Raw genomic sequence first — 16,375 nt, forward strand, 5'->3', positions numbered from 1 at the left:
TTCCGGTAAAGCCTATGGTCAGGAACTGACTTTGTTTTGCTGATATTGCTCCATTGAAATAAGCACCTCACGGGGCTTGCTCCCCTCGTAAGGACCGATAACTCCACGAGCCTCCATAGAGTCAATCAGTCGGGCCGCACGCGTATAGCCGATCCTCATGCGGCGCTGAAGGAGAGATACAGATGCCTGCTTGGCCTCCAAAATGATGTTGACGGCCTGATCGTACAGCTCATCCAGCATTTCATCGGCATCAGCCGATACTTCCTCTACCTCCGGTACAAGCGTTTCATCATATTGCGCTTCACCCTGCTCACGCACATAGTTAACGATGTTCTCCACTTCCTGATCGCTCATAAACGCTCCCTGAACGCGAACCGGCTTGGAAGCGCCCATCGGCATGAACAGCATATCCCCACGTCCAAGCAGTTTCTCGGCTCCTCCCATGTCCAGTATTGTACGGGAATCCACCTGCGAGGACACACCAAAGGCAATACGCGAAGGAATATTGGCTTTGATAACCCCGGTAATTACATCAACAGACGGTCTCTGCGTTGCAATGATAAGATGAATGCCTGCGGCACGCGCCATTTGGGCTAGTCGTGCAATCGCATCCTCCACATCCCCCGCAGCTACCATCATCAGATCCGCCAACTCGTCCACAATGACGACGATGTAAGGCAGAAACGCAGCAGGATTGTCTTTCATCAAATTATTATACCCTTCAATGTTACGGGTTCCTGATTTGGAAAATAACTCGTAACGTTTTTCCATTTCTACTACAATTTTTTTCAAAGCGAGTGAAGCGCGCTTCGGATCGGTAACGACAGGCGCCAACAAATGCGGAATCCCGTTGTACACGTTTAACTCCACCATTTTAGGATCGACCATGAGGAATTTAACCTCATCCGGCTTCGCCTTGTACAAGATACTCGTGATGATACCGTTGATACACACCGATTTACCCGAACCGGTAGCTCCTGCTACAAGCAAATGGGGCATCTTGGCCAAATTACCAACAATCGTCTGTCCTGCAATATCACGTCCAAAGGCAATGGACAAATTGGATACAGACTCCTGGAAAATGGTCGTCTCCATAACCTCACGCATCGTTACAATAGAAACCTCATTATTCGGAACCTCAATGCCGATAGCCGATTTACCCGGAATTGGAGCCTCCATACGAATATCCTTCGCAGCGAGCGCAAGCGCAATGTCATCCGTCAGACTCACAATGCGGCTAACCTTCACACCAATGTCCGGCTGAATTTCATAGCGCGTCACCGCAGGTCCACGGACCACCTCCAGTACCTTCGCCCGTACGCCAAAGCTCTCCAACGTGGCCTCCAGCTTGCGTGCCGTTTGCATGTAATCCTTTTGCCCAAGGCCTTTGCCCACGTTTTGTGGTTTGGAAAGCAAACGGAACGACGGGAGCTTGTAGGGCTTGGGCGGCGGTGGAGCAGGAATGGCAGCAACTGTGGCTTCAACCTCTTCGCCTGATGTCCCCGTTGGGTTCATTTTAGCCTGTCCAGTTGTACTGTCCAGTGTATTATGACCTGTTGCTCCCGCACTGTCCGCATCTATATTTACAGCGGCATCCATAAAGTTGTCATCCAGCGGCTCATCATAAGTTGAATCCGTCTGCTCTGACCCAGCCAGGGATGCCTCAGATTCATCCTCAGGTCTTCTTTCCTCTTGCTTCACCTGCTCGAAGAAATCCCGAATAATCGGTGACCTTTTTATCGGAACAGAAGCTTCCTCATCCAAGTTTTCAGCAGTATCGGACAATTCATCTGCTTGCTTGGCATTTCTCCACAAGGGCTGTGCTTCCTCAGCTTCATGATCATCCTCGTCAGCATGAACGGAACGATCATTCTCGTCCTCTCCAGCTGATTTTTTCAGGCCAAACAGCTGAAAGAAAATCGGCTGCTTACGCGCCGGAGGCTGCATTTCATCAAAATCATCATCCATATCTTCCTCATAAGCAGGAATCGACTCGGACTTGATTTTTTTATTCCCGGTACCTCTGCCGGATGCCGAAAGTGGAGTGGCTTTACCAATCCATTTTTTCCGAACGCTTCCCCCTGCCGCCAGCAGCTTCGTCCGAACAATGCGCACCAGATCCACATAAGATAGCTGGGTCAGCAACATAAAGCAAATCACAAACATTACAATCATAATCAGCTTGGCACCCGTAAGACCAAACAGCCACAACAGCACAGTAAGCTGCAATGCCCCGATGTACCCCCCGCTAATATCCTTGTTCAGCATTGAGGTATGGCCTTCCTTGTCAGGTGACAGCAACTGCTCACGCATATCTATATGTATCTGGCTCATCACTCCGCCCGGTTGAAGTGCATTGATCGGCCCCAAACGCTGCTCCATAGATGAAATAGAGCTCATGAGCGTAAAGGCAAATACCAGCAGTAGCAATCCCGTTTTACGCGAGTTCCACTGGTTCGGCCATTTGCGATGAATCATCACCATCAGACCGTAATAAATGCCGATCAGGGGTAAGACAAAATAAAATTTCCCCAGTACAAGCCCGAACATCTTGGATAGCGAGCGACCGACCGCCGCTTCACCCGACAGCGCAATGACCGCCAATGTAATCAGCACAATGCCGTAAATTTCGAATTTTAGAACTCCGCCAAACGCGGCTTTCTTTTTCCTTTTCCTTCTTCTGGACATTCAAGGTCACCCCCCAGAAGAATATTATACCACGTCACTGGGTATCCGCACATATGTTCTTTTTCGACATTAAACGACCTATTTTCGTCCTACTCGACACCTTCTACGACCATTCGATGACTTGTCCAGGCTCATAACGCGGATTAAGGTAAGTTTCCAGTGGACAGTCCAGCAATCGGACGATAATCCCCCTGCGACTTTCGAGCGGCTGTACCTGCATGAGTAAACCGTCAACCCGAACCTCCGCGAACGTCTCCGTCTCCTTCCACATGCCCTCCCACACCATTTCCATTGGCATTACCGTATATAATGTCATTGGGGCAACTCCCCATTATGCTCATTTGGGAGCGTTCCAGTCGGATTCCCTGTAGCATTGGGGGGAAAAGGTACGAACGGAGCCTGCTGCTGAGTCCCTGTAATTCCGTTTTGCTGACGACGCGATTCAATAATGGTGTTCAGTTGTTTCAACGCTTCTCCGATGCCACCAACGGCGTCCATTAAGCCATACTTCACTGCATCGGCTCCTCCAACCGCGGTACCAATATCCCGATTCAGTTCACCGGTTTTAAACATAAGCTCCTTAAACCGCTCCTCGGTAATACGCGAGTGGGAAACCACAAAACGCACAACACGCTCCTGCATTTTTTCCATATATTCAAACGTTTGTGGCACCCCAATGACCAAACCGTTCATACGAATCGGGTGAATGGTCATTGTCGCGCTCTCGGCAATATAAGAATAGGTGGAAGAGACAGCGATAGGTACACCGATGCTATGCCCTCCTCCAATGACAATCGTTACCGTCGGTTTACTCATTGAAGCGATCATTTCAGCAATAGCCAGTCCGGCCTCTACATCCCCGCCTACTGTATTCAGCAGTATCATTAAGCCTTCAATACGGGGGTTTTGTTCTGCTGCCACCAGTTGGGGAATAATGTGCTCGTATTTGGTCGTTTTGTTTTGGGGTGGCAAAATCAAATGTCCTTCAATCTGACCGATAATTGTCATGCAAAAAATATTCGATTCGCTTCCGGGCATGGAGGTTTGTCCCAGTTGCTGCAAGGCCTCCATTGCGGGGGAAATGGGTCTTTGCCCGACTTCAGGCATAGGTTGATCCGGTGCTTCCGTTTCCTGTCTGCCGGATGATAGGTTGCTGTATTGTTCCATGTGGGTAATCTTCCTTTCGCTTTACGCGTCTTTGTGACCCGTATTCACCCTATAGTATGGGATGGAAATGGAATATTTTATACCCGCCCCCATGGCTTCCCCTATTTCCTCACCCGGAAAAGCCAAAAAAGCCTCCCCTCCCGCGGAAACCGTCCAATATTTCCTGCGGGAAGAGAGGCGACTGTGTGCCTGTGACTTAAGTTTTTAATTCAGGTTTTCGAGCAAATTTCAATTGACTCACACTTCCATAATGATTGGCAAAATCATCGGTCTGCGACGAGTTTGCTCATACAAGAAGCGACCCAGCGCATCCTTGACGTTTGTTTTAAGGGAAGCCCATTCATTTACATTCTCGCTCATGAGCTTATGCAGTGTGCTTGAGACAATGCGATTCGCTTCATCCAGCAATCCTTCCGATTCGCGGACATATACGAAACCGCGGGAAATAATATCCGGCCCGGACTTGATGGTGCCGTCCTGCTTGCTCAGGGTGACAACAACAACCAAAATACCGTCCTGTGACAGCAATTTACGGTCGCGTAATACGATATTCCCTACATCTCCTACACCCAGTCCGTCGATTAACACGTTGCCCGCTGTAACCTTACCAGCTCTGCGTGCTCCACCGTTCTGAATTTCAATAACTTCACCGATATCCGTGATGAAAATGTTGTCTGGCTCTACACCTACCGATTCGGCAAGGAGGGCATGACGACGTTGCATTCTGAACTCACCATGAATTGGCAAGAAGAATTTGGGTTTCATCAGATTCAGCATCAGTTTGAGTTCTTCCTGGCTTCCGTGTCCGGAAACGTGAATTCCCGGATTAGCTGCGCTGTAATAAACATTGGCACCTAAACGGAACAATTCATCAATCGTGCGACCGACATATTTTTCATTACCCGGTACAGGTGTAGCAGCAATGATGACCGAATCTCCAGGAAGAATATCCACCTTACGATGTGTGGAACGTGCCATTCTTGTCAAAGCGGACATCGGTTCGCCTTGGCTACCTGTGCAGAGAATAACTACGCGATCCGCTGACATTTTGCCAACTTCCTCAGGCTCAATCAGCATTCCATCCGGAATTTCCAAATAGCCTAAATCGGAAGCAATCCCTACGACATTAACCATACTGCGACCGATAACCGTCACTTTGCGTCCTGTCGATTCCGCAGCATTAATGACCTGCTGAATACGGTGTACGTTGGAAGCAAAAGTAGCTACAACTACACGCTGTTTCGACTTACGGAAAATGTCTTCCAGCACGATGCCGACGCTCTTTTCCGATGGAGTAAAGCCAGGTTTTTCCGCATTGGTGCTGTCTGACAAAAGAGCCAGTACGCCACGTGTGCCGATTTCAGCCATACGCTGCAAATCTGCATATTGTCCGTTAACCGGAGTATGATCAAACTTGAAGTCACCTGTATGAACAACAGCGCCCTCAGGAGTATCAATACATACACCCACCGAATCCGGAATACTGTGGTTAGTTCTGAAGAATGTTGCTTTCAGCGTGGAACCCAGTTTGATTTCGGAATCAGCATTGATCAAAATACGTTTGGTTTCGCCAAGCAGATTCGCTTCCTTCAGCTTGTTTTCCACCAGTCCCAGCGTCAATTTGGTACCGTATACCGGTACGTTCAAATGTTTCAGCACGTAAGGCAAACCGCCGATATGGTCCTCATGACCATGAGTCAGCACTATGCCTCTTACTTTGTCGCGGTTCTCCGTAAGGTAGGAAATATCAGGAATAACGATATCAATACCAAGCATGTCCTCTTCCGGGAATTTCAGACCCGAATCCACCACGACAATGTCATTGCCGTATTGAATGACATACATATTTTTCCCGATTTCACCGACGCCGCCCAAAGCGAAAATCATCAATTTATCGTTGTTTGTTTTTTTAGACAAATGAATCTAAACCTCCTATGGTAGTTGGACGTCGTACCTTGATTTATTTATTTAATTTTCAAAAGAATACCGCACCCAGTCACTTGACCCCATTATACATGATTAAAATAAGAAAAAACAAGTCATCCTGTTCGTTACGCATAGGTTTCCCGCTCCCGTCTAAAACCATTACTCCCTGTTCAATTATCTTTATGCATGGTTAAAAGGTACGACAAAAAGGGCGCCCTATAAGAACGCCCTCATGCCGAAGTACCTTGTCAGACTATACAAATCCTCCGGTTTTTTACTCCCGGCTACCTTTAACAAGGATGATTTCCCATATTCATTTAATATTTCAAAGTCATTTTTGCCGATTAGCGGGCAAATAACTTTTTAATAAATTCCGCTTCCTCTTCGGTCGGAGGAATAAGCGGCAACCGGACAGAACCGACCGAAACATTCCGTAACTCCAACGCATATTTTACAGCCACCGGATTAGGTAGCGGATGAGGACAGCCGAACAAACCCTTGAAAACCGGAAACAACTGCTGATGCAATTTTGCTGCCTGCTGTGCGTTTCCCCCTACAAGTGCATCAATCATCTGCTTCATTTCTGCGCCTACTACATGACTCGCCACGCTGATAATACCATAAGCCCCTACAGCCATAGCAGGCAACCCGGAAGCGTCATCCCCCGAATAAATGAAGAATCCCTCCGGAGCTGCGGCTGCAATCTGTGTGACCTGCGCCAGCGACGCGCATTCTTTGGTTCCTACAATGTTAGGGATTTGCGCAAGACGCAGCGTCGTTTCTACGGTCAGGCTGGCTGCGGTACGGCTTGGTACATTATACAGTATGACTGGAAGGGATGTGGAATTTGCAATACTTTCAAAATGCTGATACATCCCTTCCTGATTCGGTTTATTGTAATAAGGCACTACCAGCAAAATACCGTCTACCCCCGCCTGCTCCGCAGCACGGGTCAGATGAATGGAGTGACGTGTATTGTTGCTACCGGTACCGGCAATGATTTTACATCGTCCGGCTGCTTTTTCTACAGTAAATGCAAACAACTTGATTTTTTCATCATCGCTCAGGGTTGGAGACTCGCCCGTCGTTCCTGATACGACAAGAGACTCCGAATGTTGTTCTTCTATTAAATAATCAACCAACGAGGACAATGCAGTCCAGTCAATCTCTCCTTGCTGATCAAAAGGTGTCACCATTGCGGTAATCAGTCTGCCGAAGTTCACCATGCTGCCTCCTTTTTTGCAAGTCCGAGCACGGACATTGCGCCTATTGATGGAGTTCAAATTTATTATGCAATGCGCGTACAGCCTGCACCATATCTTCTTTTTTTACGAGTACCCAAATTGTTGTGTTGGAATCTGCCGATTGAAGAATCTGTACGTCTGATTCTGCCAATGCCTCTACAATCGTCGCCATAATGCCCGGTACCCCATTGATACCGCCGCCTATGACGGATACTTTAGCGCATCCTGCCAAAATTTTAGGCTCCAGGCCCAGTCCGTTCAATACTTCAACCGCTTTGCTTCCATCATTATCGAACACGGTATAAACTGCCCCGGATGGAGTTACATTAATAAAATCGACGCTGATTCCATGCTCAGCCATGGATTTGAATACTTGTAATTGCAAATGCTCCGAGCCATGCTTTAATTCTACGGTAATTTGTGTGACGTTGCCGACATACGCAATACCGGTCACGAAACGGTCAACGATGTCTGCCTGTACGTCCTTAAAGCCCTCCGGATGGGTGACCAGCGTTCCTTCCCCTTCGGAAAAGGTAGAACGAACCCGAACCGGAATATTCGCCTGCATGGCGATTTCAACGGCACGGGGGTGGATAACCTTAGCCCCCTGATGAGCCATATTACAAATCTCCGTATAGCTGACATGGGCAAGCGGCTTTGCATTTTCTACAATGCGCGGATCGGCGGTCAAGATGCCGTTCACATCTGTATATATATCTACCATATCCGCATGTAGAGCAGCACCCAGAGCGGTAGCGGAAGTATCGCTGCCTCCACGACCCAAGGTGGTCATATCACCGTTTGCAGTCTGTCCCTGGAAGCCTGTCACAATGACAACTCGACCCTGGTTCAGCTCTTCCACGATACGGTCTGGCTTTATATCCAAAATACGAGCATTGCCGTATTGATTATCCGTAATAAAGCCCGCTTGTGCCCCGGTCAGCACCGTAGCAGGAATACCTTCATTTTCCATCAGGCTGCATAATGTAGCGGCAGAAATGATTTCACCACAGCACAGCAGTAAATCCCGTTCGCGCCTAGGAAGACTGTCGCCGTTAGACGCAGCCCAATCAAGCAGCGTGTCGGTGGCATAAGGCTCTCCTTTCCGCCCCATGGCCGACACAACGACAACCAGTTGAACATTTTGTTCCAGCTCCCGCTTGACATGTCCCAACACCAGTTGACGCGCTTCGGGTGTGGACAGCGAGGTGCCCCCAAATTTCTGAACTAAAATACTCATTGTTTTTCCCCCATCTTACTCCCTGCTTCAGGAACTTTACTCCGCATTTGCAGCAATAATCTCGGCGATTTGCACCGCGTTCCATGCCGCTCCCTTGAGCAGGTTGTCGGATACAACCCACAGATTCAATCCACGGCTGTTGCCCAAATCACGGCGTACACGTCCTACGAATACATCAGGTTTCCCTGCGGCTTCGGATGCCAGCGGATAGAGTTGCGCAGCAGGATCGTCTACCAGTGTTACACCCGGTGCCGAAGCAAGCAGATTGCGGATTTCTTCCAAATCATAATCTTTTTTAAGCTCTACATAGACGGATTCGGAGTGTCCGTATACGACAGGAATACGGACACACGTTGCTGTTACGTCCACGGATTCATCATCTAATATTTTTTTCGTTTCACGAACCATTTTCATTTCTTCCAGTGTATAGCCATTGTCCTGGAATTTGTCGATTTGCGGGATAGCATTGAAAGCGATCTGATGCTTCACCGGCAATGAGCCGACTGGCAGCAGATCAGGCTGTACTTCTTCACCGTTAAGGATCGCTGCACTTTGACGATTCAGTTCATCAATGGCACGACTTCCAGCCCCGGACACCGCTTGATATGTGGATACGATGATACGGGAAATGCCATACTGATCATATAATGGTTTCAAAGCAGCTACCATCTGGATGGTGGAGCAGTTCGGGTTGGCAATAATCCCCTGATGCTCGGCAATTTTGTCGCTGTTCACCTCAGGAACGACAAGAGGAGCTGTAGGGTCCATGCGGAAGGCGTTTGTGTTGTCAATGCAAACCGCACCATGACGAACAGCATGTGGTGCCAGTTCCTTACTTACGTCTCCGCCTGCGCTGAACAAGGCAATGTCGATTCCTTCAAAGCTGTCGGGGGTTGCAATTTCTACTGGAATTTGCTGACCTTTAAAGCTAATTAAAGTGCCGGCAGAACGAGGCGAAGAAAGAAATTTAATTTTATCCACAGGAAAATCCCGTTTTTCCAGCAGACTTACGATTTGTTCTCCTACAGCGCCTGTCGCTCCAACGACAGCTACATTAAACTTTCTATTGCTCATCTGGTGTATCTCCCCTTCTCGACTAAAAAACCATTTTTTATTCTGAAAGCATCCACTGCCAACAAGAAATCAGACCCGATGCATCATCGAATCATCTTCTAGGCGAGGGATGCTCAGCAGTTAACTATAGTACATCATGGGGTCTTGCGTTCCACAATCATCGGTTGAAGCTGTTTGCCCTGCATAGCAGCGTAAGCGGCTTCCGGAATCAGCTCCATGTCAGCCACAAGTGAATTGGGCTTTTTAACTGGATTGTCCTGTCCGAACGGCACAAAAAATATATTTTTGGCTACCAGTAACTTGGCGATATTCGCAGCATTCAAGCCAAGCCCATCATTGGTTGATATGGCCAAAAGAAGCGGACGACCGTTGCGCAATTGCGCCTTGGCGGCCATCAGAACCGGACTGTCTGTCATGGCGTTCGCCAGCTTACTCATCGAATTCCCCGTCAAGGGCGCAATCACCAGTACATCGAGTATTTGGGAGGGACCCAGTGGCTCAGCCTCCACAATTGTAGAAATGATATCATTCCCTGTTATATCTTTCAACTGTTTTTGCCAACTTTGCGAAGTACCGAAGCGGGTATCCGTTGTTAATACCGTATTGGATATAATGGGAACGACCTTCGCACCCTCGTCAACAAAACGCTGTATCACAGGCATAACCTCTTCAAATGTGCAGTGTGAGCCTGTAATTGCATAACCTACCGTTTTCCCTTGCCAACTCATTACGCATCCCCCGATCAGGATTATCTTCCATTAACAACTGCACCAGCGTATTCGCTATAATGGCACCAGCAGTTTTGGGAGCGACAATACCGGGAAGGCCGGGGGCTAGCATTGCCGTGATTCCACGCTTTTCCGCAAAACGGAAATCACATCCGCCCGGGGCGGAAGCAAGGTCAATAATCACGGTGCTCTGTGGCAATTTAGACAGGATTTGCGCTGTGATAATCATAGAGGGTATCGTATTAAAAATCAAGTCAACTCCCTGAGTCTCATCCGCCAAATCCCTTGTCATAAAAGGCTTCCAGCCCATTTCCACCGCTCTTGCCGCATCCTCCGCCCGACGCACCCCGACCTTCACTCTGGCTCCCAATCCTTGTAGCGCCCTTGCCATGGTAAATCCAGTCCGTCCCATGCCCAGAACCACACAATTTGCACCATGAATCGTAAAATCCGTATGCTGAATCGCCATCATCAGTGCGCCTTCCGCCGTAGGTATTGAGTTATATATGGCCACATCGTCTCTTTCCAACAGCTCCACCAGTTTTAAATCATGTCTGGCACAAATTTCTTTTAAGTACGTCCGCGCCATCCCCGTATATACGACGCAGTGTGGCGGAAGAGCAGCGGCGTGCTCATTCAGAAACTGCAGCTTTTGCGCTCCGAAAAGTGCATTCACATTGCCTTCCTCATCGCATCCCACCACTGGCAACACTAGCGCATCTGCCGATTCCAGCAGCTTGACAGACAACGACTCCCGTGATGCTCCTCTGAGCGGCTCTTCAAGCTGGTCAAAGCCGACCACGCTGACGGTAGCATCCATGTCTACACATTTGCGGATTACCTCAAGCTGCCTCGCATCGCCACCCAAGACAACGATGCGTATTCCTGTTAGCATCCGGATCACTCCTTTCCGAGACACGATATGCTTTTAGTCTATGCAGACACCCATAGATAGGTGAAGAAACACAAAAAAACCGCCCTATTCGGGACGGCTTTCATGTGTATCCATTTTCATATGTTATTTATGCTCCAGCTTTAAAATCGACAATTCCGTTACATTCACAAAATGCTGATTAATACCGTGACATTCTACCGTTTAAAAAGAAACTGTGAACTTAGCGACCGGTATGACCAAAGCCTCCAGCACCACGCACCGTTTCAGACAAATGTTCTACCTGCTTCAGCTCTACCTCAGGTACAGCCTGAAATACCATTTGTGCAATTCGCTCATTACGCGTAATCGTGAATGGTTCCTCGCCCAAATTGATAAGCAGTACCTTAATCTCCCCACGATAATCCGCATCAATGGTTCCCGGTGTGTTGAGACAGGTAATACCATGCTTGAGAGCCAGTCCGCTGCGCGGACGGATTTGTGCCTCCAGTCCTGCCGGCATTGCTATAGCGAATCCGGTTGGAACAAGACAACGCTTGCCTGGTTCCAGAACTAAGTCCTCTTGCACCGCAGCATACAGGTCAAACCCGGATGCAAGCTCTGACATTTTACGGGGCAGCTCAATATCCTCATTGCCCCCAAGTCTGTTAATTTCCACGTAAGTTAACAAAATAGTCCCTCCTCATATCCTTAACCGCTGAATCACTCGCTCCAACCATCGACAGGGCAAACGGCTCCGAGAACATCCGGTCCAGTACCTTGTTCACATCATCGGCTGTCACTTGCTCAATGTGTTCGATCATTTGATCCAGCGTGTAATGCTGCCCTAGCATCAACTCATTTTTCCCAAGACGATTCATCCGGCTTCCTGTGCCCTCAAGGCTTAAAATCAGGCTTCCTTTTAACTGCTCCTTGCCCTTACGAAGCTCGTTATCGTCCAGTCCCTTGACAGCCACATCACGTAGCAGTTCAAGCGTCAGATCCAGCACATCCTTCGTCTGCTTGGGAGCTGTACCGGCATAAAGGGTAAACATACCACTGTCCGCGTGGGAGCTATGGTAGGAATAGACCGAATAAGCCAGCCCGCGCTTTTCCCGAATTTCCTGGAACAGACGTGAGCTCATACCGCCGCCGATCGCGTTGTTCAGCAATACCATAGCATACTGTAGATCGTCACCTGTTGCAAATCCGGGCAGGGACAAGCAAATATGATTCTGCTCCGTTGCCTTTTCATGATACAACAGTTCACCGTTAAACGCAGGCACCGTCAGGGGCGAAGCTGTTCCATGGTTATCAAAGTGCCCAAAGTGACGCTCCAGTAGCTCTACCAGACTATCATCAATATTACCAGCCACACTGATGACCGTATTGTCGATTGTATAGTGTTCTTTCATATAGTTGCTGAGATGGGAGCTGTCCATAGCTAATAAATGCTTTTCGGTACCGAGAATGGGGTAAGCCAGCGGATGGTCGCCATAGGCTGCGCGTGACAAGAGATCATGCACCATATCGTCCGGTGTGTCCTCGTACATAGAGATTTCCTCCAGGATCACGTTCTTCTCTTTTGCCAGCTCTTCATGATCTAATTTAGAATTAAAAAACATATCGGACAGTACATCAACCGCAATCGGCAGATGCTCATCCAGCACTTTTGCATAATAGCACGTATATTCTTTCGAAGTGAATGCATTAACATTTCCTCCGATGGCGTCAAATTGCTCGGCAATTTCCTTCGCGTCAAAACGCTCTGTTCCTTTGAAAAGCATGTGTTCAATAAAATGAGAAATACCGTTATTGTCCGGGGTTTCATTTCGGGAGCCGGTTTTAACCCATATGCCGAAAGAAACGGAACGCACGGTTGGAATTTTTTCAATGACCACTCTTAGGCCGTTTTTGAGTTGAATTCTTTCCATGATTGGCCCTCCTAAACTGAATTGCAAACTTTGCCATAATGTTCAATCCTAACAGAAAAAAGACGTTCACTCAACCGGAGCAGGTAGCTGCCGATCAGGGGAAAGCGTCTGACTGACGGTTCCAGGTACCAGTCCCTTGCTGCGAATGGCACGAATCATACCTTTGAGAGCTGCCGATGAAGAATCTGTCGGATGCATCAAAATCAGTGATCCCGATTCGACCTTGCTACTGATTTTAGCAATTACCGATTCCGGTGAAGGATGCCTCCAGTCCACTGTATCCAGTGTCCACAGAACTGTTTTAAGCCCCATACCTGCTGCTAAATCGACAGTTTCCTGATTAAAATCGCCAGACGGCGGTGCAAACCAGCTATTTTTCACACCTAAAATTTCCTGAAGAAGCACTTGTGTCTTCTCTATTTCCTGTGTAGCCCTTTCCCTGCTCAGACGGCTCATATTCGGATGGGAGTATGCATGGTTCGAAAGCTCATGTCCTCTTTTTTGAATTTCTTTAGCGAGTTCAGGATTTTTTTCAGCCAGCTACCATCGAAAAAAAACGTAGCCTTGACCTTTTCCTGATCCAGCGTATCCAGTATAGGCATGATATACTCGTTTCCCCAAGCCACATTGATCATGAAAGAAACCATCGGCTTCTCGGGATTTCCCCGGTAAATCGGGACATTACCAAGCTGATTCAAATGTACTTTGGGCGCAAGCTGCCGATATACGTACTGTATGGGTCGATCTGGAGCCGCAATTGCTTTACGATAAGTCGCATCCAGGTCAACCTCCAAGCCGTTATAGCCAGGAATAGCCTTCCATACCCGATCGACTTTGGCATCAACCGGCTCCCGTCTTTGCCGGGCAGCCTCTGATCGCAGTCGCTGCATGAGTGCATTATCAGGTAAAGCCGCGACCGCCATCGTTGTTGTAGCCTCGGGCTCACTCGTTTCCGTGCTGTATCCGGCGCGTAGTTGGCTTACATACTCACGTACCCCGCTAAACTGTCCAATCACCAGCGTAATGGCCAGACTGGCTACAACCCACGCTGCTCTCTCTGCCTTTCTCATGATCCCTTCATCCTCCCGCCCGTTTGTCCACATTGTATGCGGGGAGGACAAGAACTATGACGCAGCAAGCGCCTGAAAGCCCACTTCGACACAGCTTGTGATTATGTATGAAAAAAGAGCCAGAAACGTAGCTCTGCCTCTTTCCAAAAGCTTAAACAATGCTATTTCTAATCCCGAGTGTTCTGTAAAAACGAACAGCACTCCTGTTATAGCGATCCGCTGTACGCAGGTACTAGGACTTTGCAGGAGCCTCAGCCGTCAGAACCGCTTTGCGGGACAAATTGACACGGCCTTGTTGATCAATTTCGGTTACTTTCACCGTAATCGTATCTCCAATAGCAACTACATCCTCAACTTTGGCTACACGTTCAGTAGACAGTTGGGAAATATGAACCAGACCGTCCTTGCCCGGTAAAATTTCGACGAACGCACCGAATTTTTCAATCCGTTTCACTGTGCCGATGTAAATCTCTCCGATCACGACTTCTTTCACGATACCTTCAATAATGGAACGCGCCTTTTCATTCATCTCTTGGTTTGTGGAAGCGATGAATACACGACCATCTTGTTCGATATCAATTTTTACGCCGGTTTCTTCGATGATTTTGTTAATGATTTTACCACCCGCACCAATAACATCACGGATTTTATCCGGGTTAATGTGCATCGTCATAATTTTCGGCGCATACGGAGACAATTGCTCACGCGGCGTCTGGATGGCTTCCATCATTTTGCTAAGAATGAACAGACGTCCTTCTCTGGCTTGATTGAGCGCATCCTGCAAAATGTTACGGTCGATACCGTTAATCTTGATATCCATTTGAATAGCAGTTACGCCTTTTGCTGTACCAGCCACTTTAAAGTCCATATCACCCAGGTGATCTTCCATGCCCTGGATATCGGTCAACACAGAAACATGATCCCCGTCCTTGATCAATCCCATCGCTACACCTGCAACCGGAGCCTTGATCGGTACACCCGCATCCATCATAGCCAGTGTGCTCGCGCAAATACTAGCCTGGGAAGTCGAGCCATTCGATTCCAGCACTTCGGAAACGAGACGAATCGTATATGGAAATTCAGTTTCAGAAGGAATGACTTTGGAAAGCGCACGCTCACCAAGAGCACCATGTCCAATTTCACGACGACCCGGCGCACGCAAAGGACGAGCCTCGCCTACACTGAATGGAGGGAAATTGTAATGATGCATGAAACGCTTCGTTTCTTCCAAATCAATGCCGTCCAAAATTTGTACATCACCCAATGCGCCAAGTGTACAAACGCTAAGCGCTTGCGTTTGACCGCGTGTGAACAAGCCCGAGCCATGCGTACGCGGCAGAATGCTCGTGTCGCTTTCGATCGGACGAATCTCGTCAAGCTTACGACCGTCAGGACGCACTTTATCATGCGTAATCAGACGACGGACTTCTTCTTTAACGATATCATAGAGAACTTCGCTCACGTCTTTCAAAAGCTCAGGCGTCTCTATGTATTGTGCTTCAAAGTGTGCAACCGTCTCTTCGTTGACTGCATCAATCGCCTCTTGACGGGCATGTTTTTCTACAATTTTGACGGCTTCCACCAAACGTTCGGCTGCATAAGCACGAACTTCGCTGTTCACTTTTTCATCGACAGCATGCAGTTTAACCTGCATTTTTTCTTTACCTGCCACTTGAACCAGTTGCTCAATGACTGCCACAATGTTCTTGATCTCGTCATGTCCAAACATGATTGCTTCCAGCATGGCTTCTTCCGGAATTTCGTTACCTTCCGCTTCTACCATCATGATAGCATCTTTTGTTCCGGCTACAACCAGGTACAGATCGCTTGCATCCTGCTGCGCAATGTCCGGGTTAATCACGAATTGTCCGTCCACACGTCCTACAGCGACTCCGCCAATCGGTCCATTAAAAGGTACATCCGAAATGCTAAGCGCTGCCGAGGTTCCGATCATCGCTGCAATTTCCGGCTCACAATCCTGATCGACACTCATCACCAGGTTTAGTACCTGTACATCATTCCGGAAGCCTTCCGGGAACAATGGGCGAATCGGACGGTCTGTCAGACGGCTGGACAAAATCGCTTTTTGACTCGGGCGTCCTTCCCGTTTAATAAATCCGCCTGGAATTTTTCCCACAGCATACAATCTTTCTTCATAGTTCACCGTCAGCGGGAAAAAGTCCAAATCTTTCGGCGCATTGGAAGCGGTCACGGTACAGAGAACAACCGTTTCGCCATAGCTTACTTTAACTGCCGCATTGGCCTGTTTCGCAAGACGTCCTGTTTCCAGCACCAGCTTTCTTCCGCCGAGCTGCATTTCCACACGTTGCTCCATGGTATCCCTCCATTTCATTCCATTGTAAAAGTTCTATACATATCCAGTATTTCCTGCGCGGGCCTAATTCATAAGAAGCCCTATGCATTATAAGCACC

The 16,375-nt window shown here is 48.3% G+C and carries 12 protein-coding genes and 1 pseudogene; all 13 read right to left on the reverse strand.

What is annotated here, in order from left to right; genetic code table 11:
* Positions 1-18 precede the first annotated feature (18 nt).
* Positions 19-2,688, reverse strand: a complete 2,670-nt coding sequence (locus tag ASL14_RS01095) for an FtsK/SpoIIIE family DNA translocase (RefSeq protein WP_134910060.1) — start codon at positions 2,686-2,688, stop codon at positions 19-21.
* Between the two features lie 103 nt (positions 2,689-2,791).
* Entirely contained in the window at positions 2,792-3,004 is a 213-nt protein-coding gene (locus ASL14_RS01100; RefSeq protein ID WP_134910062.1) for a YlzJ-like family protein, read from the reverse strand.
* Positions 3,001-3,855, reverse strand: coding sequence for a ClpP family protease (locus ASL14_RS01105; RefSeq protein WP_134910064.1), 855 nt, complete (start codon positions 3,853-3,855; stop codon positions 3,001-3,003). Before ASL14_RS01105 ends, ASL14_RS01100 begins: the two co-directional genes overlap by 4 nt.
* 237 nt (positions 3,856-4,092) lie before the next feature.
* Positions 4,093-5,772, reverse strand: a complete 1,680-nt coding sequence (locus tag ASL14_RS01110; protein ID WP_134910066.1) for a ribonuclease J — start codon at positions 5,770-5,772, stop codon at positions 4,093-4,095.
* Positions 5,773-6,125: 353 nt separating this feature from the next.
* Positions 6,126-7,007 (reverse strand): 4-hydroxy-tetrahydrodipicolinate synthase, encoded by an 882-nt coding sequence (gene dapA, locus ASL14_RS01115; RefSeq protein ID WP_134910068.1) that lies wholly within the window; start codon positions 7,005-7,007, stop codon positions 6,126-6,128.
* Positions 7,008-7,047: 40 nt separating this feature from the next.
* Positions 7,048-8,265 (reverse strand): aspartate kinase, encoded by a 1,218-nt coding sequence (gene dapG, locus ASL14_RS01120; protein ID WP_134910070.1) that lies wholly within the window; start codon positions 8,263-8,265, stop codon positions 7,048-7,050.
* Between the two features lie 36 nt (positions 8,266-8,301).
* Positions 8,302-9,339: an aspartate-semialdehyde dehydrogenase gene (locus ASL14_RS01125; protein WP_134910072.1), complete on the reverse strand. Its 1,038-nt coding sequence runs from the start codon at positions 9,337-9,339 to the stop codon at positions 8,302-8,304.
* Between the two features lie 134 nt (positions 9,340-9,473).
* Complete coding sequence (locus ASL14_RS01130) at positions 9,474-10,067, reverse strand: dipicolinate synthase subunit B (protein ID WP_044644831.1); 594 nt, start codon at positions 10,065-10,067, stop codon at positions 9,474-9,476.
* Positions 10,009-10,962: a dipicolinate synthase subunit DpsA gene (gene dpsA / locus ASL14_RS01135; RefSeq protein WP_134910074.1), complete on the reverse strand. Its 954-nt coding sequence runs from the start codon at positions 10,960-10,962 to the stop codon at positions 10,009-10,011. Before dpsA ends, ASL14_RS01130 begins: the two co-directional genes overlap by 59 nt.
* 220 nt (positions 10,963-11,182) lie before the next feature.
* The gene (gene dut / locus ASL14_RS01140) at positions 11,183-11,629 is read right to left on the reverse strand and encodes a dUTP diphosphatase (RefSeq protein ID WP_134910076.1); all 447 of its coding nucleotides are present in this window, start codon (positions 11,627-11,629) and stop codon (positions 11,183-11,185) included.
* Entirely contained in the window at positions 11,607-12,872 is a 1,266-nt protein-coding gene (locus tag ASL14_RS01145; protein WP_134910078.1) for a M16 family metallopeptidase, read from the reverse strand. Before ASL14_RS01145 ends, dut begins: the two co-directional genes overlap by 23 nt.
* Before the next feature lie 66 nt (positions 12,873-12,938).
* Positions 12,939-13,975: pseudogene (locus tag ASL14_RS01150) on the reverse strand (polysaccharide deacetylase family protein).
* A gap of 199 nt (positions 13,976-14,174) precedes the next feature.
* Positions 14,175-16,277 carry a polyribonucleotide nucleotidyltransferase gene (gene pnp, locus ASL14_RS01155; protein WP_134910080.1) on the reverse strand — a complete coding sequence of 701 codons (2,103 nt, stop codon included), beginning with the start codon at positions 16,275-16,277 and terminating at the stop codon, positions 14,175-14,177.
* Positions 16,278-16,375 lie beyond the last annotated feature (98 nt).

The organism is Paenibacillus sp. IHB B 3084, assembly GCF_001447315.1.
Lineage (GTDB): Bacteria > Bacillota > Bacilli > Paenibacillales > Paenibacillaceae > Paenibacillus.

Excerpts from the sequence above, each read along its gene's own strand:
- ASL14_RS01130 (WP_044644831.1), bottom strand. The coding sequence starts at position 10,067 with ATGAGTTGGCAAGGGAAAACGGTAGGTTATGCAATTACAGGCTCACAC.
- dapA (WP_134910068.1), bottom strand. The coding sequence starts at position 7,007 with ATGGTGAACTTCGGCAGACTGATTACCGCAATGGTGACACCTTTTGAT.
- ASL14_RS01145 (WP_134910078.1), bottom strand. The coding sequence starts at position 12,872 with ATGGAAAGAATTCAACTCAAAAACGGCCTAAGAGTGGTCATTGAAAAA.
- ASL14_RS01100 (WP_134910062.1), bottom strand. The coding sequence starts at position 3,004 with ATGACATTATATACGGTAATGCCAATGGAAATGGTGTGGGAGGGCATG.
- ASL14_RS01125 (WP_134910072.1), bottom strand. The coding sequence starts at position 9,339 with ATGAGCAATAGAAAGTTTAATGTAGCTGTCGTTGGAGCGACAGGCGCT.
- dpsA (WP_134910074.1), bottom strand. The coding sequence starts at position 10,962 with ATGCTAACAGGAATACGCATCGTTGTCTTGGGTGGCGATGCGAGGCAG.
- ASL14_RS01095 (WP_134910060.1), bottom strand. The coding sequence starts at position 2,688 with ATGTCCAGAAGAAGGAAAAGGAAAAAGAAAGCCGCGTTTGGCGGAGTT.
- pnp (WP_134910080.1), bottom strand. The coding sequence starts at position 16,277 with ATGGAGCAACGTGTGGAAATGCAGCTCGGCGGAAGAAAGCTGGTGCTG.
- dapG (WP_134910070.1), bottom strand. The coding sequence starts at position 8,265 with ATGAGTATTTTAGTTCAGAAATTTGGGGGCACCTCGCTGTCCACACCC.
- ASL14_RS01105 (WP_134910064.1), bottom strand. The coding sequence starts at position 3,855 with ATGGAACAATACAGCAACCTATCATCCGGCAGACAGGAAACGGAAGCA.